The sequence below is a fragment of the Enterococcus italicus DSM 15952 genome (assembly GCF_000185365.1).
Classification (GTDB): Bacteria; Bacillota; Bacilli; order Lactobacillales; family Enterococcaceae; genus Enterococcus_G; species Enterococcus_G italicus.
The window spans coordinates 643,417-663,789 of sequence record NZ_GL622241.1 but is presented as its reverse complement, the minus strand read 5'-3'; the positions used below and the strand labels follow the sequence as shown (position 1 = coordinate 663,789).

Genomic DNA, 20,373 nt, shown 5'->3' with positions numbered 1-20,373 from the left:
GTAAAGTTATTTTGAATAATTATTATAAAAAAGCGGGTTTTTAACGCATAAATAAAAAAGAATAAGCAAAAATAACGAATAATCATCAGTTTTAGATGAGATTCTTATTTTTGCTTATTTTCTAAAAAATTTTTACCTTAATGCGTGACAACAGCGAGTGTGCAACGACCGACTGCTAGTTTTTCTTGTTGGTCATTATAGAGAGTCGCTTGCCATACTTGAATGGTACGTCCGATTCGATCGGCCGTGGCGACGACGGTGACAGGTCCTGTGGCGATACTTTTTAAGTGATTCACCGACAGATCGATACCGACCGCATGGGCATGTTGCAGATTGGCATTGCCACCGATACTACAAGCAGTCTCAATCAATACAGCACTCACGCCACCGTGCATGACGCCATATGGTTGCTGGTGTGTTTCGTTTACTTGTAACGAAAGAATGACTTTTTCAGCGGTAACTTGTTCGGTTTTAATCCCAAGATGGGTCAGTAAATTCATAGCAGTACCTCCAGTTCATGTTTCTAATCTCGTTCGTTGGGAAAAAAAGCTCTAATTGTGTATAATAGTACAGGAAACGACTTAAGGAGGTCAATGGTTTGAGAGAATGGCAAACAGTAAAAGAGTATGAGGAAATTTTGTTTCGACAACATGGAAAAGTCGCAAAAATAAGTATCAATCGTCCGCATGTCCACAATGCGTTTACACCAAAAACTGTATTTGAATTGATTGATGCATTTTCAATTAGCCGTGACAAGACGGATATCGGCGTCATTATTTTGACGGGTGAAGGGGATTTGGCCTTTTGTTCCGGTGGCGACCAAAAAGTGCGAGGCAACGGTGGTTACGTAGGTGAAGACCAAGTGCCACGCTTGAATGTTCTTGATTTACAACGCTTGATTCGTGTTATTCCAAAGCCTGTCATTGCGATGGTCAAAGGCTGGTCGATTGGTGGCGGAAATGTGTTGCAATTGGTGTGTGACATTACGATTGCTGCTGACAATGCGAAGTTTGGTCAAACAGGACCAAATGTCGGAAGCTTTGATGGTGGCTATGGTGCAGGCTACTTGGCACGTGTTATCGGTCATAAAAAAGCGAAAGAAGTTTGGTTTATGACGAAACAATATACAGCTGAAGAAGCTTTGCAAATGAACTGGATTAACACGGTTGTTCCTTTAGCAGAAGTTGAAGATGTAACAATGGAATGGGCAGAAGAAATGCTGACGAAAAGTCCACTTGCTTTACGGATGATTAAGGCTGCGATGAATGCCGATACCGATGGCTTAGCTGGTATCCAACAATTAGCAGGCGATGCGACACTTCTTTACTATACAATGGATGAAGCCAAAGAAGGCCGCGATGCGTTTAAAGAAAAACGCACGCCGGATTTTGACCAATTTCCAAAATTCCCATAATGCAACCTACGAACAAACCAAGCAGTTGGTTGCAACAGCAAGCATTGCTTCATCCAGAACGACCCGCTTTTTTATGGAAAAAAGAAAGCTGGTCGTTTTCTTTGCTTGCCCAACTTGCTCAGCGCTACGCTGCCTACTATGGGGCACACATTCCCCAAAATACGAAACGAGTGGCGCTTTTTAGCAAAAATTCACCGGAGTGTTATTTTTCAATTACTGGTCTATGGGAATTAGGAATTGAGGTTCAATTGCTGAATCGGCGCTTGACGGAGCAAGAATGGCTCTTTCAGATGGCCGATGCGCAGACTATTTTTTTGATTAGCGATGAGCCACTCGCTGTCCCTGACTTTATACAGCAGCTAACGATACCAAAGACGTTACCTGCAGTACCTGAGACGCACTATATAGATAAAGGGTATCAGGAACAAGCAATCGCCTCAATTATGTATACGTCAGGTACGACAGGTCGGCCCAAAGGAGTACCGCAGTCTTTTGCCAATCATCAGGCAAGTGCCTTGGCGACGCAACAGTCCATGCACTTGACGCAAGCTGATTGCTGGGGATTTGTCTTGCCGCTGTTTCATATTAGTGGGCTGTCGATCCTTCTACGCTCGTTGCGATTAGGGTTAGCGGTGTATTTGTATGATGGCTTTGACCCTATTGCGATAGAGGAGAGTTTGCAAGCCAAACAAGTCACGGTCCTCTCATTGGTAACGAGTGCCTTACAGCAGCTACTACCTTATCTCTCAGCTACGGGCTATCCGCAGCTAAAAACACTATTACTTGGTGGTGGTCCAATCACACGGCCAGTCGTGCAACAAGCTTTAGCGAAAAATATCCCCATCATGCCTTCATTTGGGATGACGGAGACTTGTTCGCAAATCGTAGCAGTCCCTACAGATGAAGTAGCAGGTAAAATAGGTGCTGCGGGCTATCCCCTACACGGTGTGGCAATCAAAATCGGCGACCCCAAAATGGCCCCCGGAGAAGTTGGGGAGATTTTCATTCAAGGGCCATCAGTCATCCAGTCATACTTGAATCATTCACAAACAAGCGCGTGGACGCAAGATGGCTGGTTTAACACTGGGGATCTAGGGTATCTTGATGGGGATGGCGCCTTATATGTAAAGAGTCGTCTGAGTGAATTGATTATTTCAGGGGGCGAAAATATCTATCCCTCGGAAGTGGAGCAAGTGCTACTCCAGCATCCATCGATTCAGGAAGCGGCCGTCGTTGGTCGTGAAGATGTGCGCTGGGGACAAGTCCCGACTGCCTACATTCAAGTCAGCAGTCAGGTAACCTTGGCTATGCTGCAATCATACTTGCAACAATCACTAGCAACATACAAACAACCAAAAGAAATTTATGTCGTCCATGCTTTGCCAAAAACAGCCAGTGGGAAAGTCTTGAAGCGACTACTTTTAACAGAAGAAAGAGTGAAGTACATTGATTATCCGCTTGGCACCTGAGTATGAACAAGCTTACCAAGCTGCTAAATCTTATTTTAGTTATACATTTGAATATGAGACCTCACTGACACCGGCCATGATGTTGCAGGCATTTGATCCAGTAGCGACTCGGTTTTTTTGGCAAACGCCGGATCAATCTTTGACGTTACTTGGTATTGGTGAAGTATTTCAGCTGCCGTCTGCCAAAAGTCAGCAGATGCATCAGCAAAAAGAGCAATTACGAACACAGTTGTTTGACCCGGCAAAGGCTTGTCGCCTAGTGGGGGCACTGCCGTTTGATCCACAAGCGAAGAAAGCCCCACTTTGGGACGAGCTGGCTGAAGGGGGCTTTGTGCTACCAGAGATTGAGCTAGTCTATCAACAGCATCGTTGGCACGTCACACTCATCGTTAAGCGACCAGCGACCTATGCGCAACTAGCGCTTGACTTTAATCAGCTGCAACAACGCTTTTTTGCCGCAGTCACAACGTCACACCCTAAAAAAGACAACCATGTACAAGCTACGGAAGAATTAGCTGTAACACAGTGGTTAACGACTGTTGAAGAGGCGGTCGCGACCATCAAAGATTCGGGTAATCCATTGGAAAAAATTGTCCTAGCTAGGCAATTACGCTTAGAGATGGAGCGAGAGATTGATGGGGCGCAACTAGTGCAACGATTACTGGTGCAACAGCCACAGACGTATGTTTTTTTCTTTACAGCGTAACGAGCGCATCTTTGTCGGCGCGACACCGGAGCGCTTATTAGCGGGTGAAACGGACACCATTTATACCGCTGCGGTCGCTGGCTCAATCGAACGCGGCCAGACTGCCGATGAGGATCAGACACTTGGGGCAGCTTTGTTGCATTCAGCAAAAAATTTGCATGAGCATCAAATCGTGGTGGATCGCATTCGCAAGGCAATCGCTCCTTTCACCCAAAATCAGGTGACTGTCGGCGAGCGAACCTTGCTTAAAAATCGCGACATTCAACATCTCTATGCCCCTATTGTCGGCAAACGGCAAGCAAAGGGACCGACTTTTTTAGATATGATTGATCAGTTGCATCCGACGCCCGCTTTAGGCGGCGAACCAAAGGAAGCAGCATTGCACTGGCTTCGTCACCAAGAACCAGTCGGCAGAGGGCTATATGGTGCCCCTATTGGTTGGCTTTCATTAGCTGAAGATGGTGGCGAGTTTGCAGTCGGGATTCGCTCGGCTGTTTTGTATAAGCAACACGCACTACTTTATGCTGGCTGTGGCATTGTAGCCGATTCAGTCGCAATAGAAGAGCGTGCGGAAACGAGTGTCAAATTTCAACCAATGAAAAGAGGAATTAGCGATGAAGACCCAGCAACAAATCATGACTGACTATGTAACGGCTTTTTTGGATGGCCTCGTGGCTGCAGGTATCCAAAAAGCGGTCATTAGCCCAGGCTCACGCTCCACACCGGTCTCGTTGTTAATCCATCGCGACCCTCGTATTGAGTATTATGTGGCAGTCGATGAACGCTCTGCGGCTTTCTTTGCTTTGGGCTTAGCGAAAGCCAGTCGAACAGCTGTGCTATTAGTCTGTACATCGGGCACCGCTGCGGCGAATTACTATCCCGCAATTTGCGAGGCAAAAGCTAGCCGAGTGCCACTAGTTGTCCTGACAACTGATCGGCCACCGGAATTGCAGCATGTCGGTGCACCGCAGACGATGGCCCAAGATGGATTATTTGGGAAACAAGTCAAGTCGTCCATCACGCTGGCTGTCGCGGAAGACTCACCAGAGTTGCTACGCTATAGTGAGTGGCAAGGCAGACAGGCTGTTAAAAAAGCCTGTCAATCTCCTGCGGGTCCCGTTCATTTAAATATGCCATTGCGTGAGCCGTTACTACCGAACTTAGAGCGGAGAAATTATCCGCGGGTCGAGGATCATCTTATCGCTCAGACTACCGTGTCATTGACGGGTTACCAGTCGCTATTTGAGAAAAAAGGTGTCGTTGTGGTCGGTGAAGAGCGCACGGCTGAAGAAGCACGCTTGTTGTTACAAGTAGCGGACACATTGAAGTGGCCAATTATTGGCGACCCGCTGACCAATTTGGCAACTTGTGGCGTTACTAGCCAGCAGCATATGCGTCAAATTGACGGGCTACTAAGCAGTGCTACATTCACACAATTGGTGCAGCCGGAAGTAATTTTGCGCTTTGGTCGCCTACCGATTAGTAAAAACGTCATGCTCTGGCTAAAAGGGCTGCCAGGAGATGTGCGCTGGTTACTAGTGGATGATGGCCAAGAATGGCTAGATCAACTGCAAGTCGCAACGGATTTTCTTCCATACACGGTCACGGAGAGCTGTCAGGCTATTTTACAATTGCCGCTTAAGCCGTGTGCAGATGAATGGCTACATGTATGGCAACAAGAACAAGCAAGACTTACCAAGCTGATTCATACTGCGACTTGGCCGACAGTATTATCCGAGACAAGTGCGGTGTATCATGCTTTAGAAGAGCTACCGGCTGAGACGCAGGTATTTGTGTCCAATAGCAATGCGATTCGTATGCTTGATCGCTTTATTCAACCGAGTGAAGCAGTTACGGTATGGGGCAATCGCGGGGTGAATGGCATCGACGGGATTGTCTCGACAGCGGCTGGGATTGCTTGTGCCACGAACCAGCCGACTATTTTACTGACGGGCGACTTGGCGCTTTTTCATGATATGAATGGGTTGCAAATGGTTCAGGCGTATCAATTGCCGCTCACGATTGTCCTATTGAACAACCAAGGTGGCGGGATTTTTTCTTTTCTTAGTCAGCGGACACTTGCGGCTACGGACTTTGATCCACTCTTTGCGACGCCGACACACTTGGAGTTTGCTCAGGTCGCTACGCTTTACCGTCTAGCTTATGAAAAACCAACCAGCTTAGCCAACTATCAAACGAGGCTAAAAGAAGCAGTCACCAGTCGTCGGCCAGCACTGATAGAAGTGCAAGGGACATTTGATGAGCCAGTGACGATTTGGGAAGACTTCTTAAGACAAGTCCAAACACAAGGGAGCGATAGGTGATGAAACCAACAGGCATGATTGCTTCTGAATGGCTCGGGTCATTTAAAGAAGGGGCGCCGGTCATGGTGTGTGTCCATGGTTTTACCGGTACCAAAAAGACCTTTGCCGCCATCGCTGACTTACTTCCAGACTACAATTGGTTAGCGCTCGACTGCCTAGGTCATGGCGAGAGCGCCATTGCCATCGCTGCTCGTCACTATCGCTATGAAGCGGTCATTGACACACTGGCCGCCACCGTGAAGTCTCTAGGGGTTGACACGTATCACTTACTCGGCTATTCGATGGGGGCTCGACTGGCTTTAGGATGGGCGATAAAGTACCCCGAGCGCATCCAAAGTCTGCTGTTAGAAAGTGGCTCTCCTGGACTAGCAAGTGAAAAGGAGCGCAGAGAGCGGCAACAAAGCGACACGCGACTTGCGCAAAAAATCGAGCAAGAAGGAATACGAGCGTTTGTTACGTATTGGGAGCAGCTGCCGCTTTTTACCACTCAGACTCGCTTGCCCCAAGCATTGAAAGACCAAGTGCGGAATGAACGACTGTCGCAAAATCCACAAGGCTTAGCCACTAGCTTACGGGAGATGGGGACAGGCAGTCAGCCGAGCTATTGGCAAGCTCTAGCGATACTGGCAATGCCTGTCTTGCTGATTGTCGGCGAGCGAGATCCAAAATTTGTGGCGATTGCCCAAAAAATGAAAGCTGCCTTGCCACAAGGTGTGCTACAAGTGATTGCAGCGGGCCATTGCGTGCATCTCGAACAACCATATGCCTTTGCCCAAGTAGTGCGCCATTGGCTTGACGAACAAGGAGAGACAAGATGAACATTATTCGCATCGAGCAATATGATCTTTGTGTGCCTTTTTTACGGCCGTTTCAGACGAGCTATGGTCAGACGACTGCCAAAGAAGCCTCCATCTATGTCCTCCACGATGAGAGCGGTGCGATTGGTCTTGGTGAGCTAGATGCACTGGCTCACCCGGATTACATCGAAGAATATCTAGCGACAGCTCGTGAGACGGTGGCACAATACTTCATTCCGCGCTTACTGCATCATGACTGGCAGCATCCAAGTGATATTGAGCAGCTATTCGCTGACGTCCAAGGGAACTGGATGGCCAAGTCCGCTTTAGAGACGGCTGCATGGGATTGCTACGCCCGCAGTCAGCAGCAGCCACTGTATTCATTACTCGGCGGTGTGAAGCGTCCTATTCCGGTCGGCATAAGTCTGGGCATCGAAGCCAATGATAGCCATCTGCTTACGCGCGTCGAGGAAGCAGTCAGCAATGGCTACACACGTGTCAAAGTGAAAATTAAGCCTGGCTATGATTACCAACCGCTTAAAGCCATTCGCACAGCGTATCCTACTCTTACATTGATGGCTGATGCCAACTCTGCGTATCAAGGAACGAACGACTGGCAAGTGTTTGAACAACTAGATACACTCCAGCTTGCGATGATTGAACAGCCATTTGGCGTGCGAGATTTTGTCGGCCATGCGCAGTTGCAACAAGCACTCAAGACACCCATTTGTCTGGATGAAAGCATTCGCAGTGTCGAAGATGTCCAGACAGCGGCAGCGCTTAACAGTTGCCAAGCAATCAATCTAAAAATTCCGCGTGTGGGCGGATTGACAGCGGCCTTGGCTATTCTTAAGGCAGCCAATGAGGCCGATATGCTCGTTTGGCTCGGCGGAATGTATGAACTAGGTGTCGGTCGCGCATGTAATTTGCATTTTTCTGCGCGCTTAGAGCTGACGTTCCCAGGTGATCTGTCGGCATCGAATCGCTATTTTCAGTCTGACGTCGTTACGCCCACAGCAAAGCTATCCCATGGCAACTTGACGATACCGGGCAAAGCTGGGATTGGCGTCAGCTTCGAGCCAAAAGAATGGCAAACAAATTACCGTGTTTTTTCATAAGAAGATACACCGTTTATCTGCTACTATAGAGATGAACGGTGTTTTTATCAGGAGAAAAGGAGTGGAAGAAGATGCAAGTGAAAGCAATATTGTTTGATATGGATGGCTTAATTATTGATACAGAGCGGGTATATCGTGATGGATGGCGTGTAGGAGCCGATGTGAATGGCGAGACATTGCCAGAGAGTTTTTTGGCACAAACTTCAGGGAAAAGTGTTCAACAGACAACAGCACTGCTAGAAGAAATTCTGCATGACCGCGAGAAGATTTTTCGGATTCGGCAAGCGCGTGAAGTCTATTTTTTACAAGAATTGCAAGCCGGTCGCATTCCACTTAAGCCCTATTTTCTAGAGACTATCTACTATTTGAAAAAGCAAGGGTACCAGACAGCTTTAGTCACTTCGACGGCGCAAGAGCGTACCCGCAAAATTTTTGATACGTATCAATTAGATCCATATTTTGATGTCGTGGTTACGGGCGACCTTGTTCAAGAAACCAAGCCCAATCCAGCAATCTATCAGCTTGCATTAGCGAAGCTGGCACTATCACCGAATCAAGGGCTGGTCTTTGAGGATTCATTGACGGGTGCACGTGCTGCCGAGGCGGCCGAAATTCCCTTTATACTTATCCCAGAAAGTCCAGTCGGTATCACTGAGCAACAAGGCGACTGGCAGCACGCGTTAATGGAAGCAACTGACTTTCAAGCCGCATTGAGCTGGTTACGAGAAACAAAGCGGATTCGTTAAAGTGTTGATTGAAAAAGTTATTGCTTACTTTTTAGCCAATCAATCCACTGGGCAAAGCGCAAAGAGTCTGACCAAGTCATTTGGGGACTTTCGTAAAGGCCTTGCTTAAAACAAGTCATCGCGTGAACAATCTCCCCATGAAAGTCATCCTGAATATAAGGCAGCTCGTAGGATTGGCTTTGACCATTCAGATAATCAATGCGAAAGGACGTGGGACGATGGAAGTCAGGCATCGTGACCGTGCCTTGGGTTCCTTTTATCGTCGCGACAGCTGGTTTAAATAAGTCAAACCCACTTTCGAGGACTAAAGGAATCTGATCGCACGTCAGCGTGGCTTCGATCGAAGTTTCAATGCCATCTGCAAACGTCGCCGTCAAAGAGTCGACAGTAGGCGTGCCGTGTACAAAATCAGTCAACAAGGCAATATTGTATATCCCCATGTCTAATAAGCAACCACCTTGTTCAGGCAAGTAATGGTACGTGGTTCCTTCTTTTGGCATGTCTCGCCGTAGACAAGTTTCAATTTTTTGAATCGTGCCAATTTCCCCATCTTTCACTAGTTGGGCCATCTTTTGATAGGCTGGCGTAAAACGACTTTTCATCGCCTCCATCAAGAAGACCGGGTGCGTAGCTAATAATTTTTGAATGTCTAGCCATTCAGCGGCATGCAGGACGGCCGGCTTTTCACACAAAATCCCTTTGCCAGCGACAATCGCTTTTTTGATCCATTCGGCATGATAGGCATGCGGTAGAGCAATGTAGACCATGTCTAATTCTGCAAGATCAAGTAGTTCTTGATAACTATCAAATGCCATGCTAGCATGGTGTTTTTGTTGAAACGCTCTCGCTTTGGGCAGCGTTCGATTAGCGACAGCTACTAATTGAGCCTCTTCTATTTTGGTTAAGCTTGCTGCAAACCGTTGCGCAATCGTACCAGCACCAATAATTCCCCATTTAATCATTTGTTAACCTACTTTCTTTTTTTGGTTGCGTGACTAGATGCCCTTTTTTGCTAACTATCGAAAAAAAGGGCAAACGAATTTGGCTTTATTATACAATAGATTTTTAGCGAACCGCTTGCAAAATGAAAGATCATCTTTTATTGTTGACTGGTCAACTATAAAAGAAAGTAGGAGAAAAAATGCGAGCATTACAAATAAATCATTATGGTGAAGATGTGCAGATACAAGAAGTTGAGAAACCAACAATCACAGCGGATCATCTATGTATTGAAGTTGTGGCAGCAAGTGTCAATCCGGTTGATTATAAAATTCAACAAGGTGATGGAAAGTGGGTATTGGGCAACAAACTTCCTCTGACATTAGGTCATGATTTTTCAGGAATTGTAAAGGAGGTTGGTGTGAATGTTCAAGGATACCAAATTGGGGACAAAGTATTTGGTCGTGCGCCTCATACAGGAAGTTTTTGTGAATACATTGCTGTCCAACCCAACGATATTGCACATGCGCCGGCAAGCATTTCGTTAATTGAAGCAGCATCTGTCCCTTTGGCTGCTTTAACTGCTTGGCAAGCCCTGGAAGAAGGACTACAACTTCAACCAAAGCAAACGCTTTTGATTACCGGTGGGTCGGGAGGTGTGGGGTCTGCCGCGATTGCGTTAGCTCATGCAATGGGTGCCCAAGTGGTGACCACTGCTAGTGCACAAGGAGCAGCATTTTTAGCAGCCTATCATCCTGAAAAAATCATTGACTATCAAACAACCAATTTCAAGGAAGTCCTTTCTTCAGTAGATGCAGTTTTTGATACGAGAGGCGGCCAAACCTTAGTTGATTCCTTTTCCGTGTTAAAAAAAGGTGGACGCGTCGCAACCATCGTTTCGCTACCAACCGCAGACTTTGCTCAAAAAATTGGTCTTGGTAAGGGCGCCCAATTGTTCGTAAAAGTAGCCACTTCGAGATTTACACGACTTGCACGTAAAAAAGAAGGCCATTTTTATGCCTTCTTTACTCAATCAAATGGCAATCAATTGCAAAAGATTGCTCAGTTAATTGATCAAAATCAGTATCCTATTCATATTGAAGAGCAATTTTCGATGGATAATGGGCAAGCGGCCATCAATTTAGTGAGAAAAGGTCATGTGAAAGGAAAAGTTGTCATTGTCATTCGACCAGAGGAAGAGATGACTACTACGCATTAAGAAAGTTTCTTTCTCAATTGGTTTTGTAAATCTAGCAGTTGGTTTTGCTGTTGAGTTAAGGTATTGATTTCTGTTTGTACTCGGTTGAGTTCTTGTTCAATGATTTGTAAATTGGCTTGCCATTGTGTCTTAGTACCACAAGCTTTTCGATTTTGATTAATCTCTTTGATTAATTGAATGGGGAGACCTAGCGCACGTAATTCTCTAACTGCCATGAAATCTGCTAGATCTTCACTTGTAAAATAATACTTTCCTTCCCTTTTTTGAGGAGTCAGTAATTGTTCTTCAATATAGTACCGAACGGTTTCCCTCGTTGAAGCAACTTCTTTGATAAATTCACCAATGTACAAAATTTATTCCCCCCATGCTTGTCAGGTGGTGCACCACGTATGTTTTACTATTAGTATAGCAAAAAGGAGGTTATAAGATGTATGTCATGATTGGGCTGTCACTTTTGTATGCTAGTGCGATGGGAGGAGCTGCAATTAAGACGATTTCTATTCGACACTATCCAGGCACTTTATTGTGCAATCTTATTGGAGTAGTTTTGGTTTTTCTATCCTTAGTAAAATTGCCGTTTTTGTATTTAGGAATAGGGACATTATTCTTTGCGGCTATTTTAAATGGGGTGATTGTGTTCCAAAAAGTAACACCCAGACACATGCTGATTCGTTTGATTTTTTCACTTATTCTCGTTAGTTTCGTCTACTGGATCAGTTGATAACCAAAGACTGTGAATTTGAGAAGGATTTTTGTGAAGCGGTAATGGAGAAAATAGATACTAGCAAATGGTTGCTAAATTGAAAAATCCTCTTTATTGTGAGAAAAGGAACCGAAAAAGAAGGAAAAGAAGAACGTTCGGATTTTATTTGAACAAATTTGTTATCTTTCACTTTTCTTTTGCACAAACTTTCTTTATTATGAATTCATAAACGAACAGTATACGCTTTTTATGAAAAAATGTTCGTTTTTAAAAACGATTTGGAGGGGTTATGTTGAAGAAAAATCGGTATGTCGTTGCTTTTGCTGGTGTCTTGCTACACTTAATGATTGGTTCTGTATACGCGTGGAGTGTTTTTTCCGTTCCTATCGCTCAAGCAACCACTTGGTCAGAATCTTCCATTTCATTGGCTTTTAGTCTCGCAATTTTTTTCTTAGGGATTTCGGCAGCCTTTATGGGACGGTTGGTTGAAAAATTTGGACCACATATCACAGGGACGATTTCTAGTATTTGTTATGGTTTAGGGACTGTATTAACAGGTTTAGCCGTTCAGACGGACGTACTTTGGTTGTTGTACGTAGGGTACGGCGTTATTGGCGGATTGGGTCTGGGAGCAGGCTACGTGACGCCGGTATCGACAATTATCAAATGGTTTCCCGATAAACGCGGATTGGCGACGGGCTTAGCCATAATGGGCTTCGGATTTGCAGCAATGTTGACTGGTCCGATTGCGCAGCAATTGATAGGGACGATTGGTGTAGTTCCGACTTTTTATAGTTTAGGCATTGTTTATTTTGTTATTATGATTGTGGCTGCTCAATTTATTCGCAAGCCAGATGAGCCACTCCCCCATTCAACGCAGAAGCGAGTACCTGTTGGCACAAGCCTAATTGGTGGAAAGCAACTTTCAGCTAATGAAGCAGTCAAGACGCGTTCTTTTATGTACTTATGGGTGATGCTATTTATTAATATCACTTGTGGAATTGGTTTAGTATCTGCGGCATCTCCAATGGCGCAAGAGATGACCAATATGTCGGCAGTTGTCGCAGCCTTTATGGTGGGGATTTTAGGGTTATTTAATGGCTTTGGTCGATTGATTTGGGCCACACTTTCAGATTATATCGGTCGGCCGAATACATTCACAGTCATCTTTATCGTGAATCTAGTGATGTTTGCAAGTATTTTTATTCTCGGCAATATGTATTTCTTCGTTTTAGCCTTTTGTTTATTGCTGTCTTGTTATGGTGCAGGCTTCTCTGTTATTCCGGCGTATTTAGGGGATGTTTTTGGTACGAAAGAACTAGGAGCAATTCATGGATACGTCCTTACGGCTTGGGCGATGGCTGGTATTGCTGGCCCTGTCCTGCTCTCTTATCTGCATGAAGTAACAGGAAGTTATCGACCATCACTGTTAATCTTTATTGGCTTGAATGTGGTGGGTCTAGGTGTGTCGTTGGTTATACGTAAGACCTTTGCCCCGTCACTGAAGGAACGAACAGTCCTTTAATGATTTTCTCATGAAGTTTGACAGCATCCATATTCCTCGGTAAACTAACCTTGTTTAATCGTACAGAGGGTATGTGAAAGAACATATCGATGAAAGAGGCGGTTTCTATTTCGATAGAAATCGTCTCTTTTTTTCTGGACAGAATGGGGGAAAAGAATGAAACAAGCACAACTTAATAAACAACTTGCCGTTTTGGCAACGGGCATCTTGACCTTTTCAGGTGTATTGATCGAAACGGCGATGAATGTCACCTTTCCGGATCTTATTCAACAATTTGGTATCTCGACGAAGGCTGTCCAGTGGGTAACAACCATCTATCTCCTGATGATTTCTATAATGGTTCCATTATCCAATGACTTGATCAAACGTTTTTCGATTCGAAAATTATTTATGAGTGCCAATCTGCTCTTTTTAATAGGGGTGGTCTTAAATGCGATTGCCTCGACGTTTGGACTACTTTTGCTTGGTCGCTTATTGCAAGGAATTGGCACAGGAATAGCCTTACCGTTAATGTTTCACATCATTCTTACATACTATCCTTTGGAAAAACGAGGCACAATGATTGGGGTGGGAACGCTAACGACGGCAATTGCCCCAGCGATTGGTCCAACGTATGGTGGATTTTTGTCATCCGTTTTTACTTGGCATGCAATTTATTTGTGTTTAATACCAGTATTACTTTGTTCGCTGGTCATTGGATTACGTGGGATTCCTGAAATAAGTGTTGCATTAACCAGTAAGTTAGATGTCCCTGGAATAATTGGCATCGGCTGTTTTTTCACAGGAAGCTTACTCTTTTTGAATCAACTTACGCAACCAATTGGGTGGATAGGCTTGGCATTTGCCATGATAGGATTCGGATTGTTTTTTTACCGAGTGAAGACAACGAAACATCCGCTAGTGCGATTAGATGTGATGAAACAAAAAAGCTTTCGAATTTTTTTGTTTGGGTTTTTAGTGTGTCAGTTTCTATTGCTAGGAATTTCTTTTGTATTGCCAAACTATGTTCAATTCGTTCTTGGAAAAACTTCCTTCATCGCTGGATTGATGATGTTACCTGGTGCTTTGGTAGGGGCATTGTTGGCGCCTGTTGCTGGCAAGCTATTTGATCGAAGAGGCCCGAAATATCCAATTCTGCTTGGGTTAAGTATTGCCTGTATTGGTTGGCTTTCACTTGCTCTTTTTATGCAAATGGCACAAGTTTCCCTTCTTGTATTGGGACATGTGGTGTTCATGATTGGAAATGGCCTGTGCTATAGTAACATGATGACTATGGGAATGAACCAACTAGCAAAAGAAGCGTATAGTGATGGCAATACCATCTATAATACGCTGCAACAATTTTCAGGGGCAATTGCTACCACTATTGTTGCTGTTATCCTAGGTTTTTTTCAAACAATTCCCAACACATCGATTGTACAAGGGACAACCTCCGGATCAATTGTTTCTGTTTTAACATTGTCCCTACTTTTGCTAAGTAGTTTGATTGCAAGTAGTTATTACTTTTTAAGAAGAAAAAAATAGAATGATTTAAAAGAATTTTGACGAAATAAGAGGTCGTTTTTACTTAATTAGGTAAGAATGATCTCTTACTCTTTTTATAACGATGGATGAGCAATTTTTCGAACGGAAAGAAACAATCCTATCCCTCATCCAAGGAAAAGAATAAACAAAGACCTTTATCAGCGTCCACTAGCGGGACGTGATAAAGGCCTTTTTGGCAAATGAAATGCAAAGTGGACTCATCAAGTAGGCTTGTGTTCCCTGTATCCGCCAAGTTTGTTAGGGCAATACTCGCTTGCTATTTATGAAATTGTTGACAGTGAAACGCAAGGTGTTCTTCAATAAAAGTTGCTATGGTGAAATAACTATGGTCATACCCTTCTTTTTTTCGTACCGTACTTGTTCGTCTGTATCTTTCACGTTGGCTAAGAAGGCTGTTTCATTTAATTGAACCGCGTAGAAAGGATCCGCTGTTCCTTGCGTAAGCAGAATGGGAGGATGAATTTCGCCAACTTTTTGTAAAAGCTCGGTTGCATCCCAGGTTTTCCAAGTAGTTTCATCGGTTCCTAAATAGGCTGTGAAGGCTTTTTTGCCCCAAGGTACATTAGACGGGTTAAGAATTGGTGCAAAAGCAGAGATTGCAGAAAAACGCTCAGGCTGTTTTAGTCCCACAATCAATGCACCATGACCACCCATGGAATGGCCCATAATACTTTCTTTGCCGGAATAGTTTGGAATCAGGTCGTAAACAATCCCAGGTAATTCATTCACCAAGTAGTCGTACATTTGATAATTTTGCTTCCAAGGCTCGCAAGTTGCATTGACATAAAACCCTGCACCTTGGCCTAAGTCCCAAGCTTCATCGTCAGGAAGTTCGCCTCTTGGTGATGTATCAGGGATGAGAAAGGCAACATTTTCTTGGGAAGCATATTTTTGGAAGGCGCCCTTTTGACTGAAATTATCGTCTGTGCAGGTTAAGCCAGAAAGCCACCAAATTAACGAGGTTGGAGATGCGGAGGGCTTTGGCAAATACAAACTGAAAGTCATCGAGCAATGCAAACTATCTGAATGATGCCGGTATTTCAATTGTTGTCCTCCGAATGCTTGATGTTGTTCAATACGTTCGATCCTCATCTCATTCTCCTCCATAAGTTAGCATTGTACGAATTGACTCCCCGCGATGTAGCAGTTCGAGGGATTCATTAATTTGAGAAAAGTGCAAATGATGTGTAATAAAGGAATCGAGATCAATTTCACCGTTCATAAAATCTTCCACCATTCCAGGTAATTGGGTACGCCCTTTCACTCCCCCAAAAGCAGACCCTTTCCAAACGCGCCCGGTTACTAATTGGAATGGTCGTGTGTGAATTTCTTTTCCGGCACCAGCAACACCAATAATCACACTAACACCCCAGCCTTTGTGACAAGCCTCTAAAGCTGAACGCATCACTTCAACATTTCCAATACATTCAAAACTATAGTCAACTCCACCATTGGTCATTTCAACAAGAACCTCTTGAATTGGGCGAGCATAATCTTTTGGATTAACAAAATCGGTTGCCCCCATTTTTTGGGCTAAAGGCCATTTATCAGGATTCATATCAATAGCGATAATTCGTTGCGCCTTCGCTTTTTTCAGTCCTTGAATCACAGCTAGTCCAATCGCTCCTAATCCAAAAACGGCAGCAGTGGCTCCTTCTTCTACTTTGGCAGTATTTTCAACCGCACCCAAACCAGTGGTAACCCCACATCCTAGTAGCGGAACTTTGTCTAGGGGTGCTTGTTTATCAATTTTCACCAGATTAATATCATTCACGACGGTATATTCACTGAATGTACTGGTCCCCATATAATGATATACAGGTTCTCCTTGATAAGAAAAGCGAGTGGTACCATCTGGCATTAGTCCTTTACCCTGCGTTTCGCGAACAGCAGAGCATAAATTTGTTTTCCCGGATAAACAGAATTCACATTTCCCACATTCAGGTGTGTACAAGGGGATAACGTGATCGCCTTCTTTAAAATCGGTCACATTTGTTCCGACTTTTACAACAACGCCTGCACCTTCATGGCCTAAAACAACTGGGAAAACCCCTTCAGGATCGTCGCCAGACAAAGTGAATGCATCTGTATGGCACACAGATGTGTATAAAATTTTTACCATTACTTCATTTTCTTTTGGATCTTCCACGTCAATTTCCACAATTTCTAGGGGTTTTCCTGGAGCAAATGCAACAGCAGCTTTACTTTTCATACGTTGTCTTCCTTCTTTCGTAATTGATGAGGTGCTACTCACGGCCCTTCATAAAAGGTACTTAATCTGGGAATGAGTAGAAATGAACTCTTTTCTATCATAAAGTAACGTAGAGAAAAAACAATACTGACAAATTTGTCAGTTATAGGCTATACTATATATAGTTAAGCGACGAGTCGCCATTCACGCACACGATCGTTGTTACCTGACTGGTATAGATGAGGAGGATGGCTATTGGTACTGGATATTTGAAAAATGCCGATGAAGGCAGTTTTTTTGATTCCATAAACTACAATCAATCGAGCAACTAAATGAAATTGGAAGAAAGTGATAAGGGGGAACAGCGGTGTACGAATATCGAAACAAACGATTTATAACTACGAAAGACTTGGCAATGTCTGTGATAGGTGGAAAATATAAAATTGCCATCGTATGGGCACTTTTGCAAGAACCGGTCTTAAGACTAAGTGAATTTGAACGGATGCTACCAACAATCAATCAACGAATGATTATTCGGCAACTTCGAGAATTGGAACAAGATCAGATTGTTAAACGACGTGTTTATCCCATTGTGCCACCAAAAGTAGAATATGAATTGACAGAGATAGGAATGGATTTGGCCGACATCGTTCAATCCATCTGTCAATGGGGTGACCAGTTTTGGGAAGAGGTTGCAGCAAAAGAGTCTCCAGATTCGCTTGAAGAAAAAGCGTAAGGAACGTTTGCTACGAAGTCCCTTTTGTAAAGCAAGTACACGCAGGGATAACAAGAATTACTTCGCTTTATGAAAAAAAGAGCACACATTGTTTTGCATCTTTAAAAATAGCAGATATTGTTTACGTGCATGTTCGATTCGATGATAACGCTGCTTTTCTTTTTGATAAAATTGTTGGTGATAGTTCTCTGCCAACCAAAAGGGTTGAGCGGGTTGAATCTCCACGACAATTGGTCGATGGTAGCGAGTGGCTTCCGCTTGCTTTGCTTGTTCGGCAAGATGCTGTTGTTCCGCATTTTGATAAAAGATTGTTGGTCGATATTGTGTCCCTCGATCATTAATTTGACCATTGGCATCGGTCGGATCAATCAATTGCCAATAGATTGCATTCAATTGTTGATAAGAAATTTTCCGACGATCAAATATAATTTCAACAGCCTCAACGTGGCCTGATTGTCCTCTAGAAACCTCTTCATAGCTAGGGTTAGCAGTTGACCCACCAGTATAGCCTGAATAAACAGCTAAAATACCTGTTCGTGTCTCAAATGGTTCTACTATACACCAAAAGCACCCACCAGCGAAAATTGCTCGTTCGATAAAAGGACCATCCTTGGTAAAATGAAGGTGATCATCAAAAGGTTGTGAGAAAGCAGAATTGCCGGCTAACGTTGCATAAAATTCGGCAACATCGGGTGTGAGTGAGTGTCGTGTAGCCAAAGGACGAAGAACGGCTTCAAGCTGGGCAAGTGTATCCGCTAAGCGCTCATGATTGTACAGACCTTGTTTGGCAGTCTCTAATTGTTGACGTTCCCAATCACGCGTCCGAGGATTAAGAATGAGATTGTAAAGTGTAGTCAATGTTTCTTCAGTTGATTGTTTCATAAAGGCTCCTTCCTTAATCTGTTAGCAACTATATTTATTATACCCTGTTTGTTAAGAGGAAGAATCGAGAATGCCTGATAAAGCAAAAGAATTTTTTAGTAGAAAACGCTTGCAAAAAAAGACGACATCCCTTATAATGAACTTGTAAGGAACCAATGATTCCCACAATTAGTTAAATTGAGTCAAATGAGTTTGTAAGACAACACAGTGAATACAAAGTCAGTGAAACAAAAAGCTAGTTGAAACATAGGGTAATTGACTATGTGAAAGTGAATTAAAGGTTACAAATTTTAGAAAGGCGTGGGAGATTGACGAATTCCTTACTAACTGAATATGGCCTAGCAGGTGTTTAAGTCAACGTTGGAGCAACAAATAGACACTCCATCATGAAATGTATGACGGAAAAAAACAATAAATCCTGCTAGGCCTCTTTTTTTTGCATCAAAAAATAATTGTCGTTAAAAGAAAGCGGTTTAAAATAATTTTGACATCAAAGAAAAGGCTTGTTATAATTTTAAAAAAGAAGCTGGGGTGCCTGATGGCTGAGAATTACCCATATTACCTGATCTAGTTAGTACTAGCGTAGGGAGCTGAGCAAAGAATGATCATTCCGAGTAGGTGCCCGCATGAAAATGTTGGGCTTTTTTTGATTAGTATCCATTGTCTACAATAAGACATCAAAAAATAATTTGTTAGTGGGAGAGGTTAAAATAACAAAGTTCACAGATCAATTATTCTATATGGCACAACCCGTTTGGATTAAAAGTTATAAACATCCATTTATCAAGGAGATTGCTTCCGGCGAACTAGCACCCTCCGTTTTCCGATATTATTTATTGCAGGATCGCTATTATTTAGAAGAGTTTGGAAAAATTCATGGCCTAGCTGCTCAAAAAAGTAGTGATGCTCGCACAGCTGAATTTTTAAGAGCGAATGCAGAAAATCTAAAGAATGGCGAAGTAGAAATTCGAAAAGCGTTCTTCCAGCAACTTGCCATTTCTTCTGATGAAATTCAGTTAACACCTATTGCTCCTAGTGCGTACAATTATGTTAACCATATGTACGAGCAACTTTATCATGGAACCACTCAACGGACAATAGCCAGTTTATTGCCTGTATAATGAGATTGGCAAACGTCTGATTGCTGAGGGATCGCCTGTTTCTTTGTATCAGCAATGGATTGCCACCTATGATAGCGAAGCCTATACGGAGGATGTCCAAACAATGCTTGACTTGACCAATCAAGCAGCCAGTGAAGTGGATGAACAAGAACGCGAAGCAATGAAACATGCTTTCTACCGAAGCAGTATCTATGAACTCCGCTTTTGGGAAATGGCATATACAATGGAACGATGGGATAGTTAGCCTTAGTTATAGCAATTTATCGCAGGTTCATAGAAAAAACCACGTAGATCACGGGGGTAAGTCCAGCACGAGCTCCGAAGAGATGGTTCCACATTTTGCTTATCGACAGAAATAAGCCTAAAGAAAGGATAGGAAGTATTGGAAATCAAAGTAGGTATTGTCAATCATGATGAAAAAAACAATTGTGGCAGATCAGCCAACAAACGATGACCATTGAAGTGGATCCTCATCCTTACAGACCGGATGAATACGATCGCTTCTTGCAAAAAATTCAGCAGGGAAAGGCTATTATGATGATTGAAAACCTGAATGTTTTAGGTGCCCTCATCTATTATCCAGTCACAACACCTGAACATACCTTTTGGGAATTTGAACTATTTGTTCGGCCAGAGGAGCAAGGCAAAGGAATCGCTAAAAAATTATTGAAGCAGCTGCTTTGTTGTGCTGAAGAACAACACATAGCATTTATTCAACTGCATGTTCTCGGGACGAACCCACGAGCAATCCGCTTATATGAATATATGAGATTCAAACGAATGGAAGAAAAAAATGGGACGCTGTTTCTGGCTAATCAATGGGTGGATGATTTCACCTACCAATTAAGGCTACTCAAAGGCAAAAGGGAAGCTGATTCCTAGCACAGGAAGATAAGTTTAAGCAAAAAAAAACTGTTTGAGGGGCATTGCATAGCCCT

General features: G+C 43.6%; 19 protein-coding genes, 2 pseudogenes and 1 riboswitch. Of the genes and pseudogenes, 15 read left to right on the top strand and 6 right to left on the bottom strand.

Annotated elements, in window-relative coordinates; translation table 11 throughout:
- Window positions 1–137: 137 nt before the first annotated feature.
- Entirely contained in the window at window positions 138–500 is a 363-nt protein-coding gene (locus HMPREF9088_RS03130; protein ID WP_007207681.1) for a PaaI family thioesterase, read from the bottom strand.
- 98 nt (window positions 501–598) lie between these two features.
- Between HMPREF9088_RS03130 and menB the strand changes: the two genes are divergently transcribed.
- From menB to HMPREF9088_RS03095, 8 genes are all read left to right on the top strand, one after another.
- Window positions 599–1,414 (top strand): 1,4-dihydroxy-2-naphthoyl-CoA synthase, encoded by an 816-nt coding sequence (gene menB, locus HMPREF9088_RS03125; protein ID WP_007207680.1) that lies wholly within the window; start codon window positions 599–601, stop codon window positions 1,412–1,414.
- Window positions 1,414–2,883: an o-succinylbenzoate--CoA ligase gene (gene menE / locus HMPREF9088_RS03120; RefSeq protein WP_007207679.1), complete on the top strand. Its 1,470-nt coding sequence runs from the start codon at window positions 1,414–1,416 to the stop codon at window positions 2,881–2,883. The genes menB and menE overlap by 1 nt, the downstream gene beginning before the upstream one ends.
- Window positions 2,861–3,589 (top strand): isochorismate synthase, encoded by a 729-nt coding sequence (locus tag HMPREF9088_RS11390; RefSeq protein WP_052607473.1) that lies wholly within the window; start codon window positions 2,861–2,863, stop codon window positions 3,587–3,589. Before menE ends, HMPREF9088_RS11390 begins: the two co-directional genes overlap by 23 nt.
- Window positions 3,567–4,232, top strand: a complete 666-nt coding sequence (locus HMPREF9088_RS11385) for an isochorismate synthase (RefSeq protein ID WP_007207677.1) — start codon at window positions 3,567–3,569, stop codon at window positions 4,230–4,232. Before HMPREF9088_RS11390 ends, HMPREF9088_RS11385 begins: the two co-directional genes overlap by 23 nt.
- On the top strand, window positions 4,204–5,913 hold the full coding sequence (gene menD, locus HMPREF9088_RS03110) for a 2-succinyl-5-enolpyruvyl-6-hydroxy-3-cyclohexene-1-carboxylic-acid synthase (protein ID WP_007207676.1): 1,710 nt from the start codon (window positions 4,204–4,206) through the stop codon (window positions 5,911–5,913). The genes HMPREF9088_RS11385 and menD overlap by 29 nt, the downstream gene beginning before the upstream one ends.
- On the top strand, window positions 5,913–6,731 hold the full coding sequence (gene menH, locus HMPREF9088_RS03105) for a 2-succinyl-6-hydroxy-2,4-cyclohexadiene-1-carboxylate synthase (RefSeq protein WP_007207675.1): 819 nt from the start codon (window positions 5,913–5,915) through the stop codon (window positions 6,729–6,731). Before menD ends, menH begins: the two co-directional genes overlap by 1 nt.
- Complete coding sequence (gene menC, locus HMPREF9088_RS03100) at window positions 6,728–7,828, top strand: o-succinylbenzoate synthase (protein ID WP_007207674.1); 1,101 nt, start codon at window positions 6,728–6,730, stop codon at window positions 7,826–7,828. The genes menH and menC overlap by 4 nt, the downstream gene beginning before the upstream one ends.
- A gap of 71 nt (window positions 7,829–7,899) precedes the next feature.
- On the top strand, window positions 7,900–8,574 hold the full coding sequence (locus HMPREF9088_RS03095) for an HAD family hydrolase (protein ID WP_052607472.1): 675 nt from the start codon (window positions 7,900–7,902) through the stop codon (window positions 8,572–8,574).
- A gap of 17 nt (window positions 8,575–8,591) precedes the next feature.
- Here HMPREF9088_RS03095 and HMPREF9088_RS03090 read toward each other — a convergent pair whose 3' ends face one another.
- Window positions 8,592–9,536, bottom strand: a complete 945-nt coding sequence (locus HMPREF9088_RS03090; RefSeq protein WP_007207672.1) for a Gfo/Idh/MocA family protein — start codon at window positions 9,534–9,536, stop codon at window positions 8,592–8,594.
- A gap of 179 nt (window positions 9,537–9,715) precedes the next feature.
- Between HMPREF9088_RS03090 and HMPREF9088_RS03085 the strand changes: the two genes are divergently transcribed.
- Window positions 9,716–10,732 carry an NADP-dependent oxidoreductase gene (locus HMPREF9088_RS03085; RefSeq protein ID WP_007207670.1) on the top strand — a complete coding sequence of 339 codons (1,017 nt, stop codon included), beginning with the start codon at window positions 9,716–9,718 and terminating at the stop codon, window positions 10,730–10,732.
- Here HMPREF9088_RS03085 and HMPREF9088_RS03080 read toward each other — a convergent pair.
- Window positions 10,729–11,082, bottom strand: a complete 354-nt coding sequence (locus HMPREF9088_RS03080; RefSeq protein WP_007207669.1) for a MerR family transcriptional regulator — start codon at window positions 11,080–11,082, stop codon at window positions 10,729–10,731. The genes HMPREF9088_RS03085 and HMPREF9088_RS03080 overlap by 4 nt on opposite strands.
- A gap of 77 nt (window positions 11,083–11,159) precedes the next feature.
- Here HMPREF9088_RS03080 and HMPREF9088_RS03075 point away from each other — a divergent pair, with 77 nt between their 5' ends.
- From HMPREF9088_RS03075 to HMPREF9088_RS03065, 3 genes are all read left to right on the top strand, one after another.
- Entirely contained in the window at window positions 11,160–11,453 is a 294-nt protein-coding gene (locus HMPREF9088_RS03075; protein ID WP_007207668.1) for a hypothetical protein, read from the top strand.
- 274 nt (window positions 11,454–11,727) lie between these two features.
- Window positions 11,728–12,960, top strand: a complete 1,233-nt coding sequence (locus HMPREF9088_RS03070) for an L-lactate MFS transporter (protein WP_040367174.1) — start codon at window positions 11,728–11,730, stop codon at window positions 12,958–12,960.
- Window positions 12,961–13,116: 156 nt separating this feature from the next.
- A complete protein-coding gene (locus HMPREF9088_RS03065) occupies window positions 13,117–14,484 on the top strand; it encodes an MFS transporter (RefSeq protein WP_007207666.1) in 1,368 nt (455 codons plus the stop codon).
- 277 nt (window positions 14,485–14,761) lie between these two features.
- On the opposite strand, the pseudogene fghA reads toward HMPREF9088_RS03065, so the two are convergent.
- Both fghA and HMPREF9088_RS03055 read right to left on the bottom strand, forming a co-directional pair.
- Window positions 14,762–15,597 (bottom strand): annotated as a pseudogene (gene fghA / locus HMPREF9088_RS03060) (S-formylglutathione hydrolase).
- 1 nt (window position 15,598) lies between these two features.
- A complete protein-coding gene (locus tag HMPREF9088_RS03055) occupies window positions 15,599–16,717 on the bottom strand; it encodes an S-(hydroxymethyl)glutathione dehydrogenase/class III alcohol dehydrogenase (protein ID WP_007207664.1) in 1,119 nt (372 codons plus the stop codon).
- Window positions 16,718–17,063: 346 nt separating this feature from the next.
- Here HMPREF9088_RS03055 and HMPREF9088_RS03050 point away from each other — a divergent pair, with 346 nt between their 5' ends.
- Window positions 17,064–17,432, top strand: coding sequence for a winged helix-turn-helix transcriptional regulator (locus HMPREF9088_RS03050; protein WP_040366289.1), 369 nt, complete (start codon window positions 17,064–17,066; stop codon window positions 17,430–17,432).
- Between the two features lie 57 nt (window positions 17,433–17,489).
- On the opposite strand, the gene msrA is transcribed toward HMPREF9088_RS03050, so the two are convergent.
- Window positions 17,490–18,314 carry a peptide-methionine (S)-S-oxide reductase MsrA gene (msrA, locus tag HMPREF9088_RS03045; RefSeq protein WP_007207662.1) on the bottom strand — a complete coding sequence of 275 codons (825 nt, stop codon included), beginning with the start codon at window positions 18,312–18,314 and terminating at the stop codon, window positions 17,490–17,492.
- 517 nt (window positions 18,315–18,831) lie between these two features.
- Window positions 18,832–18,920, top strand: a riboswitch (TPP riboswitch).
- A 134-nt stretch (window positions 18,921–19,054) separates the two neighbouring features.
- On the opposite strand from msrA, the pseudogene tenA reads away from it, so the two are divergent.
- Window positions 19,055–19,679 (top strand): annotated as a pseudogene (gene tenA, locus HMPREF9088_RS12640) (thiaminase II).
- A 182-nt stretch (window positions 19,680–19,861) separates the two neighbouring features.
- The gene (locus HMPREF9088_RS03035; RefSeq protein WP_040366287.1) at window positions 19,862–20,317 is read left to right on the top strand and encodes a GNAT family N-acetyltransferase; all 456 of its coding nucleotides are present in this window, start codon (window positions 19,862–19,864) and stop codon (window positions 20,315–20,317) included.
- Window positions 20,318–20,373: the final 56 nt, after the last annotated feature.

Coding starts and splice junctions, on each gene's coding strand:
- HMPREF9088_RS03095 (WP_052607472.1), top strand. CDS start 7,900: ATGCAAGTGAAAGCAATATTGTTTGATATGGATGGCTTAATTATTGAT.
- menC (WP_007207674.1), top strand. CDS start 6,728: ATGAACATTATTCGCATCGAGCAATATGATCTTTGTGTGCCTTTTTTA.
- menE (WP_007207679.1), top strand. CDS start 1,414: ATGCAACCTACGAACAAACCAAGCAGTTGGTTGCAACAGCAAGCATTG.
- HMPREF9088_RS03065 (WP_007207666.1), top strand. CDS start 13,117: ATGAAACAAGCACAACTTAATAAACAACTTGCCGTTTTGGCAACGGGC.
- HMPREF9088_RS11385 (WP_007207677.1), top strand. CDS start 3,567: ATGTTTTTTTCTTTACAGCGTAACGAGCGCATCTTTGTCGGCGCGACA.
- HMPREF9088_RS03130 (WP_007207681.1), bottom strand. CDS start 500: ATGAATTTACTGACCCATCTTGGGATTAAAACCGAACAAGTTACCGCT.
- HMPREF9088_RS03075 (WP_007207668.1), top strand. CDS start 11,160: ATGTATGTCATGATTGGGCTGTCACTTTTGTATGCTAGTGCGATGGGA.
- HMPREF9088_RS03055 (WP_007207664.1), bottom strand. CDS start 16,717: ATGAAAAGTAAAGCTGCTGTTGCATTTGCTCCAGGAAAACCCCTAGAA.
- HMPREF9088_RS03090 (WP_007207672.1), bottom strand. CDS start 9,536: ATGATTAAATGGGGAATTATTGGTGCTGGTACGATTGCGCAACGGTTT.
- HMPREF9088_RS03085 (WP_007207670.1), top strand. CDS start 9,716: ATGCGAGCATTACAAATAAATCATTATGGTGAAGATGTGCAGATACAA.
- msrA (WP_007207662.1), bottom strand. CDS start 18,314: ATGAAACAATCAACTGAAGAAACATTGACTACACTTTACAATCTCATT.
- menH (WP_007207675.1), top strand. CDS start 5,913: ATGAAACCAACAGGCATGATTGCTTCTGAATGGCTCGGGTCATTTAAA.
- menD (WP_007207676.1), top strand. CDS start 4,204: ATGAAGACCCAGCAACAAATCATGACTGACTATGTAACGGCTTTTTTG.